Annotated in this window: 19 protein-coding genes; 9 read left to right on the plus strand and 10 right to left on the minus strand. The window is 69.9% G+C overall.

The genetic code is table 11. The features are described 5' to 3' along the window. The first annotated feature begins 7 nt into the window (after positions 1-7). Complete coding sequence (locus tag VF592_RS13485) at positions 8-1,174, plus strand: saccharopine dehydrogenase family protein (RefSeq protein ID WP_331006145.1); 1,167 nt, start codon at positions 8-10, stop codon at positions 1,172-1,174. Positions 1,175-1,189: 15 nt separating this feature from the next. On the opposite strand, the gene VF592_RS13490 is transcribed toward VF592_RS13485, so the two are convergent. After that, entirely contained in the window at positions 1,190-3,412 is a 2,223-nt protein-coding gene (locus VF592_RS13490; protein ID WP_331006146.1) for a VacB/RNase II family 3'-5' exoribonuclease, read from the minus strand. Positions 3,413-3,452: 40 nt separating this feature from the next. On the opposite strand from VF592_RS13490, the gene glpD reads away from it, so the two are divergent. Next, a complete protein-coding gene (gene glpD, locus VF592_RS13495; RefSeq protein WP_331006147.1) occupies positions 3,453-4,925 on the plus strand; it encodes a glycerol-3-phosphate dehydrogenase in 1,473 nt (490 codons plus the stop codon). Between the two features lie 128 nt (positions 4,926-5,053). Here glpD and aspS read toward each other — a convergent pair whose 3' ends face one another. After that, positions 5,054-6,850 (minus strand): aspartate--tRNA ligase, encoded by a 1,797-nt coding sequence (gene aspS, locus VF592_RS13500; RefSeq protein ID WP_331006249.1) that lies wholly within the window; start codon positions 6,848-6,850, stop codon positions 5,054-5,056. A gap of 80 nt (positions 6,851-6,930) precedes the next feature. Between aspS and rnd the strand changes: the two genes are divergently transcribed. Then, positions 6,931-8,103: a ribonuclease D gene (gene rnd / locus VF592_RS13505; RefSeq protein WP_331006148.1), complete on the plus strand. Its 1,173-nt coding sequence runs from the start codon at positions 6,931-6,933 to the stop codon at positions 8,101-8,103. Here the strand turns inward: rnd and VF592_RS13510 are convergent. Genes VF592_RS13510 through VF592_RS13525 form a run of 4 tightly spaced genes read right to left on the minus strand, consistent with a single transcriptional unit; the run spans position 8,100 to position 13,664 of the window. Beyond that, complete coding sequence (locus VF592_RS13510; RefSeq protein WP_331006250.1) at positions 8,100-9,602, minus strand: Ppx/GppA family phosphatase; 1,503 nt, start codon at positions 9,600-9,602, stop codon at positions 8,100-8,102. The two genes, rnd and VF592_RS13510, sit on opposite strands and share 4 nt — an antisense overlap. Positions 9,603-9,604: 2 nt before the next feature. Then, entirely contained in the window at positions 9,605-11,770 is a 2,166-nt protein-coding gene (locus tag VF592_RS13515) for an RNA degradosome polyphosphate kinase (protein ID WP_331006149.1), read from the minus strand. Beyond that, positions 11,767-12,390, minus strand: coding sequence for an HdaA/DnaA family protein (locus VF592_RS13520; protein WP_331006150.1), 624 nt, complete (start codon positions 12,388-12,390; stop codon positions 11,767-11,769). Before VF592_RS13520 ends, VF592_RS13515 begins: the two co-directional genes overlap by 4 nt. Beyond that, the gene (locus tag VF592_RS13525) at positions 12,387-13,664 is read right to left on the minus strand and encodes a heavy-metal-associated domain-containing protein (protein WP_331006151.1); all 1,278 of its coding nucleotides are present in this window, start codon (positions 13,662-13,664) and stop codon (positions 12,387-12,389) included. Before VF592_RS13525 ends, VF592_RS13520 begins: the two co-directional genes overlap by 4 nt. A gap of 65 nt (positions 13,665-13,729) precedes the next feature. Here VF592_RS13525 and purM point away from each other — a divergent pair, with 65 nt between their 5' ends. The 4 genes from purM to VF592_RS13545 are packed head-to-tail and all read left to right on the plus strand — an operon-like array spanning position 13,730 to position 16,316. After that, positions 13,730-14,824, plus strand: a complete 1,095-nt coding sequence (purM, locus tag VF592_RS13530) for a phosphoribosylformylglycinamidine cyclo-ligase (RefSeq protein ID WP_331006152.1) — start codon at positions 13,730-13,732, stop codon at positions 14,822-14,824. A 45-nt stretch (positions 14,825-14,869) separates the two neighbouring features. Beyond that, positions 14,870-15,379 (plus strand): phosphoribosylglycinamide formyltransferase, encoded by a 510-nt coding sequence (purN, locus tag VF592_RS13535; RefSeq protein ID WP_331006251.1) that lies wholly within the window; start codon positions 14,870-14,872, stop codon positions 15,377-15,379. Continuing rightward, complete coding sequence (locus VF592_RS13540; protein ID WP_331006153.1) at positions 15,376-15,735, plus strand: MmcQ/YjbR family DNA-binding protein; 360 nt, start codon at positions 15,376-15,378, stop codon at positions 15,733-15,735. Before purN ends, VF592_RS13540 begins: the two co-directional genes overlap by 4 nt. Then, positions 15,732-16,316 (plus strand): hypothetical protein, encoded by a 585-nt coding sequence (locus VF592_RS13545; protein WP_331006154.1) that lies wholly within the window; start codon positions 15,732-15,734, stop codon positions 16,314-16,316. Before VF592_RS13540 ends, VF592_RS13545 begins: the two co-directional genes overlap by 4 nt. On the opposite strand, the gene VF592_RS13550 is transcribed toward VF592_RS13545, so the two are convergent. The 4 genes from VF592_RS13550 to VF592_RS13565 all read right to left on the minus strand — a co-directional run bounded on the left by VF592_RS13550 (position 16,309) and on the right by VF592_RS13565 (position 19,265). Further along, complete coding sequence (locus VF592_RS13550; RefSeq protein WP_331006155.1) at positions 16,309-16,827, minus strand: GNAT family N-acetyltransferase; 519 nt, start codon at positions 16,825-16,827, stop codon at positions 16,309-16,311. The two genes, VF592_RS13545 and VF592_RS13550, sit on opposite strands and share 8 nt — an antisense overlap. 13 nt (positions 16,828-16,840) lie before the next feature. After that, complete coding sequence (ndk, locus tag VF592_RS13555; protein ID WP_331006252.1) at positions 16,841-17,263, minus strand: nucleoside-diphosphate kinase; 423 nt, start codon at positions 17,261-17,263, stop codon at positions 16,841-16,843. A gap of 79 nt (positions 17,264-17,342) precedes the next feature. Beyond that, positions 17,343-17,783 carry a DNA polymerase III subunit chi gene (locus VF592_RS13560; RefSeq protein WP_331006156.1) on the minus strand — a complete coding sequence of 147 codons (441 nt, stop codon included), beginning with the start codon at positions 17,781-17,783 and terminating at the stop codon, positions 17,343-17,345. Positions 17,784-17,795: 12 nt separating this feature from the next. Then, a complete protein-coding gene (locus tag VF592_RS13565; RefSeq protein WP_331006253.1) occupies positions 17,796-19,265 on the minus strand; it encodes a leucyl aminopeptidase in 1,470 nt (489 codons plus the stop codon). Positions 19,266-19,438: 173 nt separating this feature from the next. Here VF592_RS13565 and VF592_RS13570 point away from each other — a divergent pair, with 173 nt between their 5' ends. Then, the gene (locus VF592_RS13570) at positions 19,439-21,697 is read left to right on the plus strand and encodes an LPS-assembly protein LptD (RefSeq protein WP_331006157.1); all 2,259 of its coding nucleotides are present in this window, start codon (positions 19,439-19,441) and stop codon (positions 21,695-21,697) included. A gap of 95 nt (positions 21,698-21,792) precedes the next feature. Continuing rightward, positions 21,793-23,247: a peptidylprolyl isomerase gene (locus tag VF592_RS13575; RefSeq protein WP_331006254.1), complete on the plus strand. Its 1,455-nt coding sequence runs from the start codon at positions 21,793-21,795 to the stop codon at positions 23,245-23,247. Position 23,248: the final 1 nt, after the last annotated feature.

The raw sequence follows: 23,248 nt of genomic DNA on the forward strand, positions 1-23,248 counted from the left end.
GACAGGCATGACCAAGGACTTCGACGTGATCGTCTATGGCGCGACCGGGTTCACCGGGCGGCTCGTCGCGGAATATCTGACCCAGGCCTATACCGGCGGCGACAGGCCACGCTGGGCGATGGCGGGGCGGTCGCTCGCCAAGCTGGAGGAAGTGCGCGATCTGATCGGGGCACCGGGCGATATCCCGCTCGTCACCGCCGACGCGGGCGATCCGGCTTCGCTACGGGCGATGGCCGAGCGCGCGACCGTGGTGCTGACCACCGTCGGCCCGTACCAGCTTCATGGGTCCGAGCTGGTCGCGGCCTGCGCGGCGGCGGGGACGGCCTATGTCGATCTATGCGGCGAGCCGGCCTGGATGCGGCACATGATCGACGCGCATGAGGCGGCCGCGAAGCGGACGGGTGCGCGGATCGTTTTTTCCTGCGGGTTCGACTCGATCCCCTTCGATCTGGGCGTGCTCACGCTGCAGGAGCGCGCGATCGAGCGGTTCGGGACGCCTGCGCCGCGCGTCAAGGGCCGGGTCCGGTCGATGCAGGGCGGTTTCTCGGGCGGGACGGCGGCCAGCCTCAAGGCGACGCTGGCGGCCGCCGCACGCGATCCTTCGCTACTGAAGCTGCTTGCCAGCCCCTTCGCGCTGACGCCCGGCTTCACCGGTCCGCATCAGCCGACGGGGCTGATCCCCGAATATGACACGACGCTCCAAAGCTGGGTCGCGCCGTTCATCATGGCCCCGATCAACACCAAGAACGTCCACCGGACCAACTTCCTGCTCGGCCACCGCTACGGCGTCGACTTCAAATATGACGAGATGATGGTCGCCGGGCTGGGCGAGATGGGCAAGGCGGCCGCGGAGGCGATCGCCAAGCTGAACCCGCTGGCCAGCGACAAGGGGCCTAAGCCCGGCGAGGGACCGTCCAAGGAGGAGCGCGACAGCGGCCATTACGACCTGCTGTTCGCGGGGCTGATGCCCGACGGTACGCGCCTCGACGCGGTGGTTACCGGCGACCGGGATCCGGGCTATGGCTCCACCTCCAAGATGATCGCCGAGACCGCCCTGTGCCTGGTGCAGGACATCGGCGGCGAGGGTGGCGTGTGGACGCCGGGCGCGCTGATGGGCCACGCGCTGCGCGAGCGGCTTCAGGCCAAGGCGGGGCTGACCTTCACGGCCGGCTAGCCTCGACGGGGGCGGTCAGCGACGCCCGCCCTGGTGTCGGATGTTCGCCGGGCGCCCGCGCCGCTTGATAACGCGCGGTCCGCCGCGTCGTCGATCGGCCTCGGACGGCGGCGCGGCGCCCTTGCCGCCGGGCAGCTCGAAGCGGAGCGCCCCCGAGACCGGGTTGGCCTCGGCGAGCCGGAGTTCAAGTCGCTGGCCGAGCGTGTACGCCTCGCCGCTGGTCTCCCCGATCAACGTGCGCGCCGCCTCGTCGAATTTGAAATACTCGCCGCCCAGGTCGCGGACCGGCATCAGGCCGTCGCCGCCGACCCCTTCCACCGTAGCGAAGAAGCCGTAATTCTGGACGCCGGTGATCCGAACCTCGACGGTCTGGCCGACGCGTTCGGACAGGAAAGCCGCGACATAGCGGTCGATCGTATCGCGTTCGGCTTCCATCGCGCGCCGTTCGAAGCCGCTGATCGACTGGCCGATCCGTTCCATTCCCTCCGCCTCGCCGGCGGTCAGCGCGCCGTCGCCCAACCCGAAGGCACGGACCAGCGAGCGGTGGACCAGGAGATCGGCATAGCGGCGGATGGGCGAGGTGAAATGGGCGTAGCTGCCCAGCGACAGCCCGAAATGGCCGGTATTGCCGGGGGCGTAATAGGCCTGGGTCTGCGACCGCAGCACCTGTTCCATCACCTGGGGGCGGAACTCGGCATCGCCGACCTTGTCGAGGATGCGATTGAACGTCCTGGGCAGGACCACCTGGCCCAGCGTGAAGGCGATATCGAACGTCTCGAGATAGTCCTTGAGCGCGACCAGCTTCTCGCGGCTGGGGGGCTCGTGGTCGCGGTACATGACAGGCGACTTCTTCGCCTCCAGCGCCTTGGCTGCAGCGACATTGGCGGCGATCATGTAATCCTCGATCAGCCGGTGCGCATCGAGCCGCTCGCGCGGGGCGACCGACATGATCCGGCCCTTCTCGTCGAGCACGACGCGCCGTTCGGGCAGGTCGAGGTCGAGCGGCTCGCGCTTCTCGCGCGCGGCGAGCAGCGCGCGCCAGCAGTCCCAGAGCGGGCGGAGCGCGGTGTCGGTCAGCGGATGGGCGAGCGCCCCGTCGATCGCGGCTTGGGCGTCCTCATAGGCGATGTTGGCCGCGATCCTCACGACGGCGCGGGTGAAACGCCAGGATTTGAGCGTGCCGGCCGGGGTCACCTGGATATGGCAGGCGAGCGCGGCGCGGTCTTCGCCCTCGACCAGCGAGCAGACATGGGCCGACAGGATTTCGGGCAGCATGGGCACGACCCGGTCGGGGAAATAGACCGAATTGCCGCGCCGCCGGGCCTCGCGGTCGATCTCGGAGCCGGGGCGGACATAGAAGGACACGTCGGCGATGGCGACGATCGCGCGCCAGCCGCCGGCGTTGACGGGGTCGTCGTCGGGGGCGGCCCAGACCGCGTCGTCATGATCGCGCGCGTCGACCGGGTCGATCGCGACGATCGGCAGGTGGCGCAGATCCTCGCGGTCATCGCCGAGCGGAAGTCCGGCGACGCGCTCGGCCTCGTCGAGCGTCTCCTGCCCGAACTGGTCGGGTATGCCGTGCTTGTGAATGGCGATCAGCGAGAAGCTGCGCGGGGCGAAGGGATCGCCCAGCCGTTCGACAACCCGCACGGTGATGCGCGGGGGGCGCCCGGTCTTTTCGGCGAGCACGAGATCGCCCACCGCCGCGCCGCCGGTGTCGGACACGGCGAACTCGCGCCGTTCCTTCTTCTCGACGCCGGTCAGCCAGAAGCGGTCGCCCTCCGCCCGGAGCACGCCGAGCACCTGTTCGGAGGCGGGGGCGAGCGTCTTCATGGGGTGGGCGATCCACCCCGGCCCGGCCTCCTCGGTGCGCGCAAGAATGCGTTCGCCGATGCCGAGCTGGCCGCGCTTGCGCTCACGGACGCGCAGCCGCGGGGGTGGCGTCTCCGCCTCCCACCGCTCGGGCACCGCCCAGACATTGCCGCCGTCATCGACATCCACGATGCGGAGTACGGTGACTTTGGGCAGCCCTCCCATCTTGTGGAAAGCGCGGCCGGGGGCCGAGTCGATCAGCCCCTCATCGGCCATGTCGTGGAGCAGCGCCTTGAGCGCGATCTTGTCCTGCGCGGAAAGGCCGAAGGCGCGCGCGATTTCGCGCTTGCCGGCGGGTTCCTCCGAGGAGGCGATGAAGTCGAGCACTTGCTGGCGGGTCGGAAGGCCCGGCGTTTTCTTCGGCATGGGGTGGAGATAGGAGCTCGCTCCCCTTACGTCACGTCCCATGGCGGACCGCGACCCTCACGACCTCCTGATCGTCGGGGGCGGGATCAACGGGTGCGCGATCGCGCGCGAGGCGGCGCTGAACGGCTGGTCGGTGCTGCTGGTCGAGCGCGACGACCTGGCGCAGCATACCTCGTCCGCGTCGACCAAACTGATTCATGGCGGGCTGCGCTATCTGGAATATTACGACTTCCGCCTGGTCGCCCATGCGCTGCGTGAGCGCGAGCGGCTGGTGCGCGCGGCGCCGCACCTGATCCGGCCGATGCGCTTCGTGCTCCCGCACACCCACGCCGTCCGGCCCTGGTGGTTGGTGCGGGCGGGGCTGCTGCTGTACGATCGGCTGGGCGGGCGATCGACGCTGGCGCGGTCGCGCGGGCTCGGGCCGGTGGACGCCGCCTATCGCGCGCCGCTGAAGGACGGGCGGCGCGGGTTCGTCTATTCGGACGCCTATGTCGACGACGCACGGCTGACCCTTCTCAACGCGGTCGACGCGGCCGCGAACGGGGCGGAGGTCGCGACGCGCACCGCGGTCGAGAGCGCGCGACGCGAGGGCGGGCTATGGGCGGCGCGGCTGTCGGACGGGCGCGACGTGCGGGCCAAGGCGCTGGTCAACGCGGCGGGGCCGTGGGTAGCGGAGCTGCTGGGCAGGCTCGGCGTCAACGCGGGCGCGAGCGTGAGGCTGGTCAAGGGCAGCCATATCGTCGTGCCGCAGCTGTACGAGGGCGACCACGCGTACATTCTCCAGCAGCCCGATCGGCGCATCGTCTTCGCCCTTCCCTATGAGGGCGGGACCGAGATCGGCACCACCGATGTACCGGTCGACCGGCCCGAGGACGCGGTGATCGACGCGGGCGAGATCGCTTACCTGTGCGAGGCGGCGAACCGGCACTTCACGCGGCAGGTCGGCCCGGCCGATGTGACGAGCACATGGTCGGGGGTGCGGCCGCTGTACGACGACGGCGCGAGCGAGGCGCGCGAGGTGACGCGCGATTATGTGCTGGAGCTGGATTTGACGGGCCCTGCCCTGCTGTCCGTCTTCGGCGGCAAGATCACGACCGCGCGGCATCTGGCAGAGGAGGCGGTCGGCAAGCTCGCCCCGGCGCTGGGGCGCAAGATCGGGCGGGTGACGCGCGATCGGGTTTTTCCGGGGGGCGATATCGGCGAGTTCGACCGGTATCTGGGCGAGGTAAGGACGCGCTGGCCGTTCCTGGGCCAGGTTCGGTCGGAACGGATGACCCGCGCCTATGGGTCGATGCTGGGCGACCTGCTCGCCGGTGTCGAAGACGAGGCGGACATGGGCGAGGCGTTCGGCGCTGGGCTGACCGAGGTCGAGGCGCGGTGGATGAGGACACGCGAATGGGCGCGGTCAGTGGAGGACGCGCTGGAACGGCGGAGCAAGCTGGGGCTGCACCTGACGCCGGCGGAGAGAGGGCGGTTCGCGGAGTGGTGGGACGCTACTCCCCTCCCTGGATAGGGAGGGTCGGGGATGGGTGGACGTAAGAATATCGGCCGAGGTGCGCGACCGATCTACGCCGACCGTGAAATTGAGCGCATCCCGTCCACCCACCCCCAGCCCCTCCCTGTTCCAGGGAGGGGAGTAGGTCAGCCGGCTTTCGCCCCGTCCGCCGTGCTGCGCAGGTTAAGCTCACGCAATTGCTTCGCCGAGACGAGGCCAGGCGCCCCCATCATCAGGTCCTCGGCGCGCTGGTTCATTGGGAAAAGCACGACCTCGCGGATGTTCGGCTCGCCCGCCAGCAGCATGACCATGCGGTCGATGCCGGGCGCCGAGCCGCCATGCGGGGGCGCACCGAACTTGAAGGCGTTGATCATGCCCGCGAAGTCGCGGTCGACATCGGCTTGGCTGTAACCGGCGATCTCGAACGCCTTGTACATGATCTCGGGCCGGTGGTTCCGGATCGCGCCAGAGGACAGCTCCACGCCGTTGCACACGATGTCATATTGATAGGCGAGGATGTCGAGCGGATCGAGGGTCTCCAGCGCTTCCAGCTCGCCCTGCGGCATGGAGAAGGGGTTGTGGCTGAAATCGACCTTCCTGTTGTCCTCGTCATATTCGAACATCGGGAAGTCGACGATCCAGCAGAATTCGAAGCGGTTCGGGTCGATCAGCCCCAGCTGCTCGCCGACGCGGGTGCGCGCCAGCCCCGCCAGCTTGGCCGCCTGCGCCTCCTTGCCCGCCGCGAAGAACACGCCGTCGTCGGGGCCGAGCCCCAGCGCCTCGGCGATCTTCGCCATTCCCTCCTCGCCGTGGTTCTTGGCGATCGGGCCACCCCATTCGCCGCCCTTGCGGGTCGCATAGCCGAGCCCGGCGAAGCCCTCGGACTGAGCCCAGCCGTTCATGTCGTCGAAGAATTTGCGGCTGCGATCGGCGGTGTTCGGCGCCGGGATGGCGCGCACCACGTCGCCGCCCTCGACGATCGTCGCGAACCGGCCGAAGCCCGAGCCCCGGAACTGATCGGACAGGTCGGTGATGACGAGAGGGTTGCGCAGGTCCGGCTTGTCGTTGCCGTAGCGGAGCATCGACTCGCGGTACGGAATGCGCGGGAAAGGCAGCGCGGAGACCTGGCGGCCCCTGCCCTGCCAGTCGGCGAATTCGGAGAACAGGCCATGGAGCACGGGCTCGATCGCCTGGAACACGTCCTCTTGCGTGACGAAGCTCATCTCGAAATCGAGCTGGTAGAATTCGCCCGGGCTCCGGTCGGCGCGCGCGTCCTCGTCGCGGAAGCAGGGCGCGATCTGGAAATAGCGGTCGAAGCCGGCGACCATCAGCAGCTGCTTGAACATCTGCGGCGCCTGGGGAAGCGCGTAGAACTTGCCGGGATGGACGCGGCTGGGGACCAGATAGTCGCGCGCGCCCTCCGGGCTGGAGGCGGTCAGGATCGGCGTCTGGAATTCGGTGAAGCCCTGCTCGATCATCCGGCGCCGGATGCTCGCGATCACCTGGGAACGGAGCATGATGTTGGCGTGGATGCGCTCGCGCCGCAGATCGAGGAAGCGGTAGCGCAGGCGGACGTCCTCGGGATACTCCGCCTCGCCCGCGACGGGGAGCGGCAGCTCCTGCGCGGCGGACTGGACGACGGCGCCTTGCGCGAACACCTCGATCGCGCCGGTCGCCAGGCCCGTGTTGACCGTCGCCTCCGACCGGCTCTTCACCACGCCGTCGATCGTTATGACCGACTCGACGCGGACCTGTTCCAGCGTCGCGAGCGCGGGCGAATCGCTGTCCGCCACGATCTGGGTAATGCCGTAATGGTCGCGCAGGTCGACGAAGAGCACGCCGCCATGGTCGCGCTTGCGATGCACCCAGCCGGACAGGCGGACGGTCCGGCCGACATGGGGCGTGGAGAGCGCGGCGCAATTATGAGTGCGATAGGCGTGCATGGTGGGGCTGGTCATGGGCGGGCGCTTCCCCCGCCCCGCCCCGCTTTGTCAACCCGGCCCGCCCGCGCTAGAGCCGGGCGATGCACGTACACCCGCTCATCACCGACAGCGCGACGCTCGCCAACCTATGCGTCCGCCTGGCCGAGTCGCCCTTCGTCACCGTCGATACCGAGTTCATGCGCGAATCGACCTTCTGGCCGGAATTGTGCCTGATCCAGGTCGCCAACGAGGAGGAAGCCGCCGCGATCGACCCGATGGCGCCGGGCATCGACCTGAAACCCCTGCTCGACCTGATGACGGACAATGAGGACGTGCTGAAGGTCTTCCATGCCGGCGGACAGGATATCGAGATTGTGTACAACCTGACCGGCAAGACGCCCCACCCGCTGTTCGACACGCAGGTGGCGGCGATGGCGCTGGGGCAGGGCGAGCAGATCGGCTATTCCAACCTGGTCGACAGCTGGCTGGGCATCCAGATCGACAAGGGCGCGCGCTTCACCGACTGGTCGCGGCGGCCGCTCGACGAGCGCCAGGTCGATTACGCGATCGGCGACGTGACCCACCTGTCGGCGATCTTCCCCAAGATGCTCGAGCGGCTGCGCAAGACCGGCCGCGGCGGCTGGCTGGACCAGGAGATGGAGCGGCTGGCGGACCCCGCCAATTACGAGAACGACCCCGACCTCGCCTGGAAGCGTGTGCGGGTGAACAGCCGCAAGGCCGATGTGCTCGGCAAGCTGAAGGCGATCGCGCGGTGGCGCGAGCTGGAGGCGCGGGGGAAGGACCTGCCGCGCGGGCGCATCGTCAAGGACGAGACGCTGGCCGACCTGGCGGGTCATGCGCCCAAGCGCCAGGCCGACCTGGCCAAGGTGCGCGGGCTGTCGCCGGCCTGGGCGCATAACGAGATCGGCGCGCGGCTGATGGCGGCGATCGAGGGCGCGGGACCGCTGCCCGAGGCGGAGATGCCCGCACGCGACGATCGCAAGCCGGGGCTGGGCAAGGAGGGCTCTCTGGTCGCCGACCTGCTGAAGCTGCTGCTCAAGATCCGGTCGCGCGATATCGACGTCGCGTCCAAGCTGCTGGCGCGCACCGACGAGCTGGAGGCGCTCGCGGCCGGGCAGCGCGACGGCCTGGCGATGCTGGAGGGGTGGCGCTTCGACCAGTTCGGGCGCGACGCGCTCGACCTGGTGGAAGGGCGGCTGGCCTTCGCGGTGGTGAACGGAAAGCTGAAGATGACGCGGACAGAGGTCGCCTAAGCGCCGAGCGACGGCGTCCGCCCGAGCAGGATGGCGAGCGTGGCGTGGCGTTTCTCCACCGCCTCGCCGTACAGGTCGCGGTCGGCGGGATCGAGGTGGAGCGTCAGCGCCGCGCCGTCGTCGGCCAGCCGCGACCGCTTGAGCGGACCCGCGACACCCCCGCTCAGCCGTTGTCCGAGCCGGATCGCCAGGCCCCAGGCCGCCGCCGTCTTCAGGTCGAGGACCCCGGCCAGGCGGGGCAGCGGATCGGGCGCGTCGGTGTTGCCCCCGAACGCGGCGCTCAGCGTCTGCGCCAGGATCGCGCGGCCGGCGCCGTCGATCGCCACCCAATTGCCGTGGAGCGCGGTCTCGATCCCGCGTTCGGCGCGGAAATCGGGATTGGCGTGCCAGCCCACATCGGCGAGCAGGCAGGCGGCATGGCGCAGCCGCGCCTGGGCGGGGGTGCCGCCGAACAGCGGCGCGATCCAGCGGTCGAGCAGGTCGCCATGTTCGGGAAAGCGGCCGAGCAGCCGCCCCTCCTCGCGCGCGGCGACGATCAGCGGGTCCTCCTGCCGGGTCGCGTCGTCGAGCGCCCCGAACAGCAGTCCCTCGCGCAGGCCGAAGGAGGAAGCGACCGTGCGATCGCAACCGAGCTGGCGGAGCAGCACCGACAGCAGTGCGGTGGCGTCGCCGAGGAGCCCGGCGCGGGTCGAGGCGATGTCGGCGATCTCTTTCAGCCGCTGGCGCGACAGGTGCTGGATCGCGCCGTCGAGCTCGGCGACGCGCGACGCCGACAATGCATATTGGTGGATGACGGGGAGCGGATAGCCGGTCAGCCCCATGTCGAGCTTGGCGAGCGCGCGCCACGATCCGCCGACGAGATAGAGCGGCAGGCCGCGCCCCTTCCCCGTCCAGCCCGCGTCGCGGACGATCGCGGCGACATGGCGCTCGAAGCTCGCGGCGCCCCATTCGCGGAACTTGGCGATGCGGAGCACACCCAGCGGGAAGGATACGCGCTCGCCGACCCGGCCGTCCCGGACGCGGACCAGTTCCAGGCTGCCGCCGCCCAGGTCGCCGACGATCCCATCCGCGTCGGGGATGCCCGACAATACGCCCTCCCCGGCCGCCAGCGCTTCCTGTTCGCCCGGCAGGATCTCGACGCGCAGGCCGAGCCGGTCGGCCTCGTCGATCAGCTCGGCGCCGTTGGATGCGTCGCGGACCGCGGCGGTGGCGACGGTGCGCAGCGTCTCCACCTCCATGACGCGCGCCACCGCCGCGAAGCGCGCGAGCGCGGTGCGGGCCTTGCGCAGCGCGCCGGGCTCGATCGCGCCGGTGGCGGCGAGGCCGCGGCCAAGCCCGGCCATGACCTTCTCGTTGAACAGGATGGCGGGGAGCCGCGCCGGGCCCTGATAGACGACGAGGCGGATCGAATTGGAGCCGATGTCGATGATCGCGGTGCGCGGCCAGCGCGGGCCCGTGTCGGTCAGCGACCGGGCGACCGCGCGGAAGGGGGCGAGCAGGTTCAACGCCGGCGCCGGAGCGACAGGGTGGGCACCTGGTCGCTGGTCTCCAGCGCGGCACCGCGCCCCGAGAGCGACCGATTGGTCATGAAATAACGGTGAAGGTTAAACGGCCGGTCGCCCGGCTCGACACGGGTGTAATCGCCATCCGGGCCGAGCACCCAGCTCTGTTCGTTATCGATGAGGTTGGCGACCATCACCTGGTCGAGGATCTGGTCGTGGACGGTCTCGTTGACGATCGGGAGCATGTACTCGACGCGGCGGTCGAAATTGCGGGGCATCCAGTCGGCAGACGAGATGAACAGCTTCGCCCCGTCGTTCGGCAACGCCTCGCCGTTCCCGAAGGCCCAAATGCGGCTATGCTCCAGGAAACGCCCGACGATCGACTTGACGTAGATGCGGTCGGACAGGCCGGGCACCCCCGGGCGCAGGCAGCAGATGCCGCGCACGACCAGGTCGATCTCCACCCCCGCCCCGCTCGCCTCGTAGAGCTTCTCGATCAGTTCGGGGTCGACGAGGGAATTCACCTTGGCCCACATGCTGGCGGGCCTGCCCGCGCGGGCATGGGCGATCTCGGCGTCGATCAGCTCCATCAGGCGCGGGCGCAGGTCGCGCGGCGACAGGGCGATGCAGTTGAGCGCGCGCGGCTCCACATAGCCGGTGATGTAGTTGAACATCTGCGCCGCGTCCTGGCCCAGGTCCGGGTCGGCGGTGAAGAAGCTGAGATCGGTATAGATGCGCGCGGTGACGGGGTGGTAATTGCCGGTGCCGAAATGGCAATAGGTGCGGAACTCGCCGCCCTCGCGCCGGACGACCATCGACACCTTGGCATGGGTCTTCCAGTCGATGAAGCCGTAGACGACCTGGACGCCCGCGCGTTCCAGCGCGCTCGCCCAGTACAGATTCTGCTCCTCGTCGAACCGCGCCTTCAGCTCGACGATCGCGGTCACCGACTTGCCCGCCTCGGCCGCCGCGATTAGCGCGTTGATGATCGCCGACTGCTTGCCCGCGCGGTAGAGCGTCTGCTTGATAGCGACCACGTCGGGGTCCCCCGCCGCCTGCTTCAAAAAGGCGATCACCACCTCGAACGTCTCGTACGGATGGTGGACGAGGATGTCCTTGGCCTTGATCGCCGCGAAGCAGTCGCCCCCGAATTCGCGGATGCGTTCGGGAAAGCGGGGCGTAAAGCTGGGCCATTTCAGGTCGGGGCGATCCTCCTCGACCAGCGCGTCGAGATCGTTCAGTCCCAGGAACGACCCCGATTCGGTGACGATGGTGCCGCTGCCGCCCAGTTCGTCCTTGAGGATGGAGGACAGGCCCTCGGCCATGCCCGTCTCCAGCTCCAGCCGGATGACGCGGCCGCGGCGGCGGCGCTTGATCGCGTTGGCGAAGTAGCGGACCAGATCCTCGGCCTCCTCCTCGATCTCGATGTCGCTGTCGCGCAGGACGCGGAACTCGGCGGCGCCGCGCACCTCGTATCCGGGGAAGAGCAACGCGGAGAAACGCTTCACCAGCGATTCGATCGCGACATAGCGCGCGGGCTCGCCGGGCAAACGCACGAAACGCGGCATGGTGGCGGGGAGCATGACGAGCTCGCGGATCGGCTCCTCGTCCGAGTCGCGGACGAGGTCGAACATCAGCGCCAGCCCGCGATTGGGCATGAACGGAAACGGGTGCGCGGGGTCGAGCGCCTGCGGCGTCAGGATCGGGAAGATCTGGCGCAGGAAATGCTGTTCGAGCCAGACCGCCGCCTCGTCGTCGATCTGGCGGCTGCCCAGCACGTGGATGTCGGCGGCGGCGAGTTCACGGCGCAGGTCGCGCCAGACCGATTGCTGCGACGCCATCAGCGCGTCGGCTTCGGCGATGATCGCGGTCAGCTGCTGGACGGGGGTCATCCCGTCGGCCGACAGCCGTTCGACCTCCTGCAATTGCTGGCCCTTCAGCCCGGCGACGCGGACCATGAAGAACTCGTCGAGATTGGCGCCCGAGATCGACAGAAAGCGCAGGCGTTCGAGCAGCGGATGCGCGCGGTTGCACGCCTCCTCCAGCACGCGCCGGTTGAACGCCAACCAGGACAGCTCGCGATTGAAATAGCGGCCGGCGGGCGTCGCGGCGAAGGGATCGTCGTCGGCGTCGGCCAGTCTGCTCAGATGCGCGGGGCGGGTCATGACGGGTCGGGCTCCACCGGGCTCAGCAGCCCGGACTCGGTGAGTGTGGCGCGTGCAAAGGGAATGGATAGCCCGCGCCGCTGTTCCATCGCGCGGGCGTCTAGGGCGTCGACCGCGCGCAGCAGCGCCAGGTGGCTACGCTCGATCCGCGCCGCCAGCCAGTCGACCAGATCGGGCCTGGCGTCGAGTCCGCGCCGCGCGAGCTGGCGCGCGAGCAGGGCCCGGACGAGCGCGTCGTCGGGCGCACCGATCTCCGCCACCGGGCTGGCGGCAAGGCGCGAGCGCAGGTCGGGAAGGCGCGAGCCCCAGCCGATCGGGCGCTGGTCGGCGACGAGGACCAGCGGTCGCCCTCCTTCCTGCGCGCGGTTCCAGGCGTGGAACAGCTCGGCCTCGGGCAGACGGGACGCATCGTCGACGATCGCGCCGCCATGCTTGGCGGCGAAGATGCGCGCGAGCAGGCTGCGTCCCGACTTGCGCGGGCCGATCAACAGGGCGGTGCGGACGGGCCATTCGTCGGGGCGATCGAGCCGGCGGACGGCCTGCTCGTTGGACGACCCGACCAAGAAAGCGTCGTCGCGGGGATCGGCCGGCCAGACGAGTGGCAGGGCGAGCTGACTCATTCGACGGGCGTGGCGTCGGGAAGTCGGGGCTGGACCGGAGGTTGGACGCCCGGCGTCGCACGACGGATGCGGAGCGACTGTCCGCTGCCCGAGACCTGAAAGCCCTGCCTCTGAAGCGCGGACACCAACGCCGCCGGATCGCCATCATAGGTCAACCGCATCAGCGACACGCCGCCGAGCGCGAGGGACGTGGTGGTCGCCGATCGCACGCCTGGTATCGCGCGCACGGAGCCTTCGATCGAGGCCACCGCGCCGGCGTCGGGCGTCTCGAACTGAACGGTGACGGGGATCCCCGCCCCGGCCGGGGTCGAGCCGTCCGCCGGGAGCGATCGGATGACGGCGTCGAGCGTCGCGCCCGGCGTCGGGGTCGGCGTCGGGGTCGGCGTCGGGCTGGGCGGCGGCGACAATGTGGGATCGGCGCGCAGCACGCCGTTGCGGAGCGCGGACTGGTAGAGCTGGTCCACCCGCGCGACCCCGGCGTCGAGCAGCTGCGGCAGGCCCGCCGCGCTCCCGACCCGGAGCGAGAAGCCGCCCAGATAGCTGTTATCGGGGCCCCAGCGCGCCTCGAACGCGCCGACGACCGGGCCGCCGGGATATTGACGATAAAGCCGCACGACCGGGATCAGTATGTCGGACGCCCCATATTGGTCGATGATCGCGCGCCACCAGCGCCGGCCGGGGCGGCTCACCTGCCCGGCGGTGAGGAGCAGCGGATCGGCGCCCGTGCCCGCGGGTCGCACATAGTCGACGATGCTGTTGCCGGTGCGGTAGCGCGCCCAGGCCTGCTGCCACTCGGTCCGCGCCTCGAACACCTGGCCTACCCCGCCCGAATATTGAACGGGAATGACGAGCATCGGTGCCGATTGCGCCCCGCCGGTAGCGATGCCCAGCAGCGAGCCGACCCGCCCCCGGTCGAACAACACGCCCAGTCGCGCCACATAGCGCGTCGGGCCGATCTGCTCGCGTTCGACGACGATGGCCGAGACGAGCTGGTCGAGCGTGCCGTCCGACACGCCCGCTCCGCCCGCCCCTAAGCGCCCGGAAAGCTGCGTCCACGCCTTGCGCTGGGCGATGCGCCAGCCGCCCAGCCGCGCGGCGTCGGGCGTCTTCGCGGCGACGTCCACGGTGACCCCGCTGACCTCGAAGTCGCCCGAACTGTCGATCGGCGCGACCCCGCGGTCGCCGCCCTCGATCTGGGCGAGGCCGGCCCCGGCGGCGGCGAGGAGTGCGGCGGCCGCGGCAAGGCGGACCGGCGTCGATCGGGGCGAATGCATGATGGGGCGCCTTTTGGCGAAGCGGGCGTGGAAATCCAAGCGCGTTCTGGCTAGGCGCTTGAGCGATGGATGACAGCGAGCCCTACACCTACGCCGATAGCGGCGTCTCGATCGCCGCCGGCAATGCGCTGGTGCGCGCGATCGGGCCGCTCGCCCGCGCGACGCGGCGACCCGGCGCCGACGCCGAGCTGGGCGGCTTCGGTGGCCTGTTCGACCTGAAGGCGGCGGGGTTCGTCGATCCGCTGCTCGTCGCCGCCAATGACGGGGTCGGCACCAAGCTGAAGCTGGCGATCGAATGGGATCGCCATGCCGGAGTCGGCATCGACCTGGTCGCGATGTGCGCCAACGACCTGATCGTCCAGGGCGCCGAGCCGCTCTTCTTCCTCGATTATTATGCGTGCGGGAAGCTCGACCCCGCCATCGCCGAACGGGTGGTCGCCTCGATCGCGGAGGGATGCCGTCAGGCGGGATGCGCGCTGATCGGGGGTGAGACCGCCGAAATGCCCGGCATGTACGCGCCCGGCGATTATGACCTGGCGGGCTTCTGCGTCGGCGCGGTCGAGCGCGACCGGCTGCTGACCGGGGACCGCATCGCGCCGGGCGACATGATCCTGGGACTGGCGTCGTCGGGCGTGCATTCCAACGGCTATTCGCTCGTCCGACGGCTGGCGGCGGATCGGGGCTGGAAGCTCGGGCGGCCCTCGCCGGTCGACCAGGACCATCTGCTGATCGACACGCTGCTGGCGCCGACGCGGATCTATGTCGCGAGCCTGTTGCCGCTCCTGCGCGAGGGCCGGATCAAGGGGCTGGCGCATATCACCGGCGGCGGGCTGTTGGAGAATATCCCGCGCGTGCTGCCGGGCGGTACGCATGCGGTGATCGACGCCGACGCTTGGCCGCAGACGCGGCTCATGGCCTTTCTCCAGGCGCAGGGACTGATCGAGCCCGAGGAGTTCGCGCGGACCTTCAACTGCGGCATCGGCATGGCGGTCGTGGTCGGCACCGACGAGGCGGATGCGGTGACGGCGGCGCTGGAGACGGCGGGCGAGACGGTGTTCGCGATCGGCCGCGTCGAGGCGGGCCCGCGCGGTTGCACCGTGCGCGGATCGACGGAGACGTGGAGCGCGCGCGCGGACTGGACCGCGACGCATGAGGCCTGACGCGTGACGCGCGTCGGCATCCTGCTGTCCGGCCGGGGATCGAACATGATGGCGCTGGTCGAACGGGCGCGCGGCTATGAGGTGGCGATGGTCGCGTCCGACAAGCCCGACGCCGCCGGGATCGCCTGGGCGGCGGCGCGGGGGCTGGCGACCTTCGCGCTGTCGCCCAAGGGCATCGGCAAGCCTGCCTATGAGGCCGCGCTCGACCGCGCCCTGCGGGACGCGGGCGTTGAGGTGATCGCGCTGGCCGGCTATATGCGCCTGTTGTCGGACGACTTCGTGGCCGCGTGGCGGGGACGGATCGTCAACATCCATCCCTCGCTGCTGCCCAACTACAAGGGCCTCGACACCCATGCCCGCGCCATCGCCGCCGGCGATGGGGAGGCGGGCTGTTCGGTCCATCTGGTGAACGAGGAACTCGACGGCGGCGCGGTGCTGGGCCAGGCGCGCGTGCCGGTCGAGCGGGGCGACACGCCCGACACGCTGGCGGCGCGCGTGCTGATCGCGGAACACCTCCTCTACCCCCGCATCTTGTCGGAGTTCGTCACGCGATGACCCAAGCCCTGGACCGCGTCCGCGCGACCGCGATGCTGCTGCCCGAGGTGAGCGAGCGGCCCTCGCACGGCCAGCCCACCTTCTTCGTGCGCGACCGGCAATTCGCGCAGGTACGGGCCGACCATCATGGCGACGGCCGCATCGTCGTCTGCGTGCGCACGAGCGGCACCGACGAGCAGGCGATGCTGATCGAGGCCGATCCCGACACCTATTCGCGCCCCGCTTATCTGGGCCTCAAGGGCTGGGTCGCGGTCGATCTCGGCGAGGGGGCCGACTGGACGCTCGTCGAGGACCGGATCGCGCGGAGCTGGGAACTGGCCGCCCCCGCCGGGCTGCTCGAGGCGGGCGGACGGTGAGCGAGGAGACGCGCCGCAAGCGCCGCTGGATCAACCTGGCCGAATTCGTCGCGATCGCGGGGCTGGTGCTCGCCGCGCTCGGCTTCTGGAGCAACTGGTCGGAGCGACGCGAAGCGGCCGCGGAAAAGCAGGCCGCCGCCCTGGGCGCGAACAAGGCGCGGGCCCGGCTCGACCTGCGCGCGAGCGTCGAGGACGGGCGCCGCGTGGTACTGAGCGACCCCCGGCACGAGTTGCAGGAGGTGGTCGCCGCTTTTCCAAAGATACTCGGCGTCGCGGACAGGCGACCGGTCGCCGCGGCGGCGATCGAGCGCGACTGGTTCGAGGGCGCGCTGCTCAAGGCCACCGACGGCGGCGCCGACGCGCGCGAGGGGCGGCTGCCGGTGCTGGTCAGCGCGACCTATCTGGACGGCGACACGCGGCGCAGCGGGTCGGCGATCGTCGATATCGCCTGGGCGACCGAGGGACGGCTGATCGGCGGACGCATGCTCACGATCACGGCGGCGCGGTTGCGCGAGCTTGGCGGAAGCCGGGCGCGGATCGACGCGCTCTGGGCGCGCGAGCTGGCGGCGGCCGCTAGATAGAGCGGGCGTAGACCGGATCGGTGAACAGCGCCTCGCCGACCTGGAAGCGGCGCTCGCCGACGATCCGAAAGCCGTTGCGTTCGTAGAAGGTCCGTGCGCGCGCATTGCCGGGATGCACGCCGAGCGCCAGCCGCGTCCGGCCGAGCGCGCGGGCATCGGCGACGGCGCGGTCCATTAGCGCCTTGCCCAGCCCCGATCCATGAGCGGGCGCGAGCACGTAGATGCGGCGCAGCTCGATCGTCTCGGGTCCGAACGCGATGGGAAAATCCGGCGGGGTCAGCGCCGTGAAACCGAGCGGGGCGCCGCCGTCCGGATGCTCGCCTAGCGACACCAGATGATCCGCGCGCGCCAGCCACCCCGCGAAATGGCTCGCCGAGCATTTCGTCGCGCAGTGCGCGAGCATGTCGTCGCGCGACACGATGCCCGCATAGGTCTCCAGGAAGGTGGCGGCGGCGACGAGCGCGAGCGCGGCCTCGTCACCCGCCTCCGCTCGCCGCAGCCGCCAGTTCATCAGCCCCGGCCTTTTAACCCACGATCTCTTCCGGCTTGAAGAAATAGGCGATCTCGGTCGCGGCATTTTCTTCCGAATCGGAACCGTGAACCGAATTGGCCTCGATCGACTCGGCCAGTTCCTTGCGGATCGTGCCGGCGTCGGCATTGGCGGGGTTGGTGGCGCCCATCACGTCGCGGTTGCGCTGCACGGCGTTCTCGCCTTCGAGCACCTGGACGACGACGGGCCCCGAGATCATGAACGACACCAGGTCGCCGAAGAAGGGCCGCTCGCGGTGGACGGCGTAGAAGCCTTCGGCCTGTTCGCGCGAGAGCCGGAGGCGCTTGGAGGCGACCACGCGCAGACCGGCTTCCTCCAGCATCTTGGTGACCGCGCCCGTCAGGTTGCGGCGGGTGGCGTCGGGCTTGATGATCGAAAAGGTTCTGGTCGCGGCCATGATGGTCACGGGCTCCTATATTCGTTGCGGGTGCGGGATGGCGCGGAGCCCTAGAGGTGCGCGGAGCGCCGCGCAACTCTCACGCCGCCTGCTCCCAGCGGCCCGCCTCGTTCTGCTTCCAGTAACGGCGCTGGACCGCATCGGTGGCGGCGAGCCCCTTCCACGCCGCGCGGGCGTCGCCCACGCGCTCCTCGTCGAAGAACAGGAAGGCGCGGTCGAAGCCGAGCGCCTCGTCGCGCCAGCGGCCATCGGCGAGCGCGACGTGGCGCGCGGCGTTCCCGGCCCGGGTGTCGGGCGCGATCAGCACGGGTTGCGCCGCGTCGTCGCCCGTGCCCGCGACCGCATGGGGCAGGAAACCCTCGCGGCTATATTCCCACAGGAACCGGTCGATCCGGTCGCGCCGCGTCTCGTCGGCATCGACGATCAGCAGTCGCCCGCCCGTCGCGACGACCTTTTCGGCGATCTGGGGCAGGACGCGCTCGATCGGCTGGGCGGTGAGGTGGTAGAAGTCGACCTGCATGCGCCCTGCCCGTCACCCTTCGAAATTGTCGGCGACGAACCGGTCGAGCAGCCGCACGCCGTATCCGGTCGCCCCCTTGTCATAGGTCGACCCCGCCTTGTCGGCCCAGACCATGCCGGCGATGTCGAGATGCGCCCAGCGGACGCCTTCTTCGACGAAGCGACCGATGAACTGCGCCGCGGTGATCGACCCCGCGCCCTTGCCGCCGATGTTCTTCATGTCCGCGATCGGGCTGTCGATCATCTTGTCATAAGCGGGCGAGAGCGGGAAGCGCCACAATTTGTCGCCGGTCGCGAGCCCGGCCGCGAGCAGCTGGTCGGCGAGCGCGTCGTCATTGGCGAACAGCCCGCCATGCTCGCTGCCCAGGCTGACGATCATCGCGCCGGTCAGCGTCGCCAGGTCGACGATCGTCCCCGGCCGGTGCGTCCGCTGGACCCAGGTCATGATGTCGGCGAGCACCAGCCGTCCCTCGGCGTCGGTGTTCAGGATCTCGATCGTCTGCTCGGACATGGAGGTCACGACGTCGCCGGGCCGCTGGGCGGCGCCGTCGGGCATGTTCTCGACCAGCCCGCACACGCCGACGACGTTGGCCTTGGCCTTACGCGTGGCGAGCGCCTTCATCGCGCCGACGACCGCGCCCGCGCCGCCCATATCCCACTTCATGTCCTCCATGCCGGGCCCGGGCTTGAGCGAGATGCCGCCCGTGTCGAAGGTCACGCCCTTGCCGACCAGCGCCAGCGCGGGATCGCCGCCGCCCGCCCCGTTCCACTTGAGCGCGAGCACCTGCGCCTCGCGCGCCGATCCTTGGCTGACGCCGAGCAGCGCGCCCATGCCGAGCTCCGCCATCGCGGCCTCGTCCAGCACGGTGATCTCCAGCCCCAGTCCCTCGACCTCGGCGCGGACATGGGCGACGAAGCTTTCGGGATAGATCACGTTGGGCGGCTCGGTGACGAGGGTGCGGGTGAGCGCCAGCCCGCCCGTCACCGCGAACTGGTGCGCCCAGGCCTGTTCGGCTCCGTCCGGGGCGCCGACGACAACGACCTGTGTCAGGGTCGGCTTCGATTTCTCGGGCAGCTTGGTGCGATAGGCGTGGTGATGCCACCCGCGCTGCGCCGCCGCCGCCGCGAAGCGCGCGACGGCTTTGGCGGTCGGCGCGGCGGGAAGCGTGGACAGGTCGACCGCGACCGCCGTCGCACCCGAGGCCAGGAACCGCGCGGTCAGTGCCCCGCCCGCTTTCTCCCAATCGGGCTCGTCCCCGCCGCCGGTCCCCAGCAGCACGAAGTGACGTACCGGATCGCCCGCGAACAGCTCGAGCGTCGACCCCGCCTCGCCCGTGAAGCGGCTCGCGGTCGCGGCTGTAGAGGCGAGCGCGCCCAACACGTCGTGCGCGCCCCAGCTCACGCGGTCCAGGCCGTCCTTCCCGACGGGAAGGATCATCGCGCCGGCGGTTTCGGGAAGGGTGGGCTGGAACTTGATCTGGATTGACACGGGTGCTGCGCCCTCGACGATGATGATCCCGGTCCCCTAGGCCAGCGAACCGCGCGCGCAAAGCGCGCGATTGCGGTGTGCGTGTGCCGGTGCGATAGGCAGGCGCTCGGCGGCGCGCGATCAGGGCGGGCGTCCGGGAAGCAGGTAAAGGGTCGAAGCTCCTGTCCGTGTCGCGTTTCCACCTGTTGGCGGGTTCCGTCCTCGCCTGTGCGCTTGTCGGCGCGGCGCCCGCGTCGGCGCAGGACCTTCGGAACCGGCCGTCCGGTTCGCCGGCTATTCCTGCCGCGCCCGTGCCCGCGTCGGACGCTCCCGCGAGCGTCGACCAGATCCGCTTCAGCGCCGGGCAGATCGAATATGACATCGACGCGGAGATCGTGACCGCGACGGGCGAGGTCCGCATGACACGCGCGGGCGATCGCCTGCGCGCCGACCGCGTCACCTGGAACCGCACCTCCGGCCAGGTCGTCGCGACGGGCGGGGTCGCGATCGCCAACCCCGCCGGCGACGTGGCCTATGGCGACACGATCGAGCTCACCGATTCGCTGAAGGACGGCGTGGTCGACAATCTGCTCGTGGTCCTCGAACAGGGGGGGCGCCTGGCCGCGGACAAGGGAACGCGCGAAGCGAGCGGGACCTTTCTGCTCGACCGCGCGGCCTATAGCCCGTGCGCGGTCGTCGATGCGGAGAACTGCCCCAAGGAACCGTCCTGGAAGGTGACGGCGGTGCGGATCGCCTATCGGCCCGATCGCTCGCGCGTCTATTTCACCCGGCCGAGCTTTCACCTGTTCGGGCTGCCCGTGGTGCCCCTGCCCAGCTTCTCGACCGCGATCGGCGGGGGCAGCGACAACGGCTTTCTGGCGCCCGATATCGGCTATAGCCGGGCGAACGGCATCGATGTGACCGTGCCCTATTATTTCCGGCTTGCGCCCGATCGCGGGCTGCTGGTGGCGCCAACCGTCTTCACCAGCGTGCTGCCGATGCTGCGTGCGGAATATCGGCAACTCGATCGTCTGGGGGCGTTCCGGATCGGCGGCTACATCACCGCCAGCCGCCGCGCCGACGACCTGACGGTGCAACGATCCGACGACACCAGCATGGGACCGCGCGGCTATATAGACGGAATCGCGCGCTATCAGCTGTCGCCCGAATGGACTGCGAGCGGATCGCTCCGCCTCGCCAGCGACCGTACCTTCCTGCGCCGCTACGACCTGTCGCGCGACGACCGGCTGCGGAGCACCGCCAAGCTGGAGCGGATCGACCCGAACAGCTATCTGTCGATCACCGGCTGGGCCGTGCAGACGCTGCGCGTCGACGATCGCCAGGGGCTTCAGCCGATCGCCTTTCCCGAGATCGATTATCGGCGCCGCTTCGACGACGGCCTGCTCGGCGGGCGTGTCGAGGCGCAGCTCAATACGCTGGCGCTGACCCGCACCGCCGGGCAGGACACGCAGCGCGCCTTTGCCAGCCTGCGCTGGGACCTGCGCCGCCTGACGACCATGGGGCAGGAGGTGACTTTCACCGCCTATGCGCGCGCCGACGCCTATAACGCCGACGACACGCTTTCGACGGCGGTGGAGAGCTATCGCGGCACGGAGGGGTTCAGCCACCGCGCGATCGGCGCGCTGGCGGTGGACGTGCGCTGGCCGTTCGTCGGCCCGTTTCTGGGCGGTACGCAGCGGCTGATCCCGCGCGTCCAGGTCGTCGCGTCGCCGCGCATCGCCAATCTGTCGATCCCCAACGAGGATTCGCGCGCGGTCGATCTGGAGGATTCGAACCTGTTCGCGCTCAACCGCTTCCCCGGTTACGACCGGTTCGAGGATTCGTCGCGCGCGACCTATGGCGTGCAATGGATCGCCAACGTGCCGGGCGTGTCGATCGACGCGCTGGTCGGGCAGAGCTATCGCCTGACGGAGCGCCCCGGCATCTTCTTCGAGGGTACGGGGCTGAGCGACCGCTGGTCCGATTATGTCGGGCGCATGGAGGTGCGGTTTCGCGACTTCGTGTCGCTCAACCACCGCTTTCGCCTCGACAAGGACAATTTCGCGGTGCGTCGCAGCGAGGTCGACGCCACGATCGGGACCCGCGCCACCTATGCGCTGCTCGGCTATCTGCGGCTCAACCGCGACATCGCGCCGCAGACGGAGGATCTCCAGGACCGCGAGGAGGTGCGGGTCGCCGGCCGCGTGCAAGTGACGCGCTTCTGGTCGGCCTTCGGGTCGGCGGTCGTCGACCTGACCGACCGCGAGGAGGACTCGCTGTCGGTCGCGGACGGGTTCGACCCGATCCGGCACCGGCTGGGCGTCGAATATGAGGATGACTGCCTGAGGCTGGGGGTGACCTGGCGCCGCAACTACCAGGCGACGGGCGACGCGCGTGCGGGCAACAGCTTCCTGTTGACGCTGGCCTTGACGAACCTGGGCCGCTAAGCCGCCGTTCAGCGAAGCCCCGGCATGACGGGGTCGGGCAGGACGCGGGGGCGTTCGGGGCGCCCGGATGCGTATCGGCGATATCGAGACAGGTGATGAGCGTGAAGCAATATCGGGGCAAGTCGCGGACCGCCCGCGCGGTGGGCATGGCGTTGGCGATCGGCCTGACCGGGGCCGGGATGAGCGTCGCGCAGACCAGCCCGAGCGGTTCCGCGCGCGATCGCGCGGCGCCCAGTCGTCCCGCGCCCGCTGGCTCCGCGCCTGCGGCTTCGGATCGGACCGTGGCCGACGACAGCGTTCCGAGCACGGGCGGGCTGGACATCCCGTCCAATCTCCAGATCTTCGGCAAGGTCGACCCCAATGTCCGCAAGGCGACCGCGATCGTCAACGAGGCGGTGATCACCGGCACCGATGTCGACCAGCGGGTTGCGCTGATCGGCGCGGCCAACAACGTCAAGATCGAGGATGCTGAGCGCGATCGCCTCAAGCTGCAGGTGCTGCGCCAGCTGATCGACGAGACGCTGCAGATCCAGGAAGCCAAGACCAAGGACATCACGGTCAGCCCGGAGGAGCTCAACCAGAGCTTCGATCGGATCGCGGCCAACTTCAAGCAGCCGCCCGCCAAGTTCCGCGAATTCCTGCGCGCATCGGGATCGTCGGAGCGCTCGCTGCGCCGCCAGATCGAGGGCGAACTGGCTTGGCAGCGTTATCTGCGCCGCCAGATCGAACCCTCGGTCAATGTCGGTGACGAGGAGGTGAAATCGATTCTCGCGCGGCTGGAAGCCGCGAAGGGGACGACCGAATACAGCATCAAGGAAATCTACCTCGCCGCGCCCGCCGAGCGCGCGGCCGAGGCCAATGCCAATGCTCGCCGGATTATAGCGGACATCCAGAAAGGCACGCAGCCTTTCGAATATTATGCGCGCAGCTTTTCCGAAGCGTCGACGCGCGCCGTCAACGGCGATCTGGGCTGGGTACGCGCCGACCAGCTTCCCGCCGAATTGGCGCAAGCCGCGGCCGAGATGCAGCCGGGTCAGGTCGCCGGCCCGATCGAGGTTCCGGGCGGCCTGTCGATCCTGTTCCTGACCGATCGCCGCCAGATCCTGACCGCGGACCCGCGCGACTCGCGGTTGAGCCTGAAGCAGCTCACCGTGCGGTTCCCGGAGGGGACGACCCAGGCGGACGCGACCAAGCGCGCCGCCGCCTTCGCGACGGCGACCCAGGCGCTGCGCGGCTGCGGCACCGTCGACCGGGTCGCGGCGACGCTCAACGCAGAGGTCGTCGACAACGACACGGTCCGCGTCCGCGACCTGCCGCCCCAGCTGCAGGAGATCATGCTGAACCTGCAGATCGGCCAGTCGACCCCGCCCTTCGGCACCCCGCAGGAGGGGGTGCGCGCGCTGGTGCTGTGCGGGCGCGACGATCCGACGACGGGCCAGCTGCCGCGCGCCGACCAGATCCAGAACCAGCTCGAACAGACCCGCGTGAATCTGCGCGCGACGCAGAAGCTGCGCGACCTGCGTCGCGACGCGGTGGTCGAGTATCGCTGAG

Source organism: Sphingomonas sp. (assembly GCF_036388435.1).
Taxonomy (GTDB): domain Bacteria; phylum Pseudomonadota; class Alphaproteobacteria; order Sphingomonadales; family Sphingomonadaceae; genus Sphingomonas.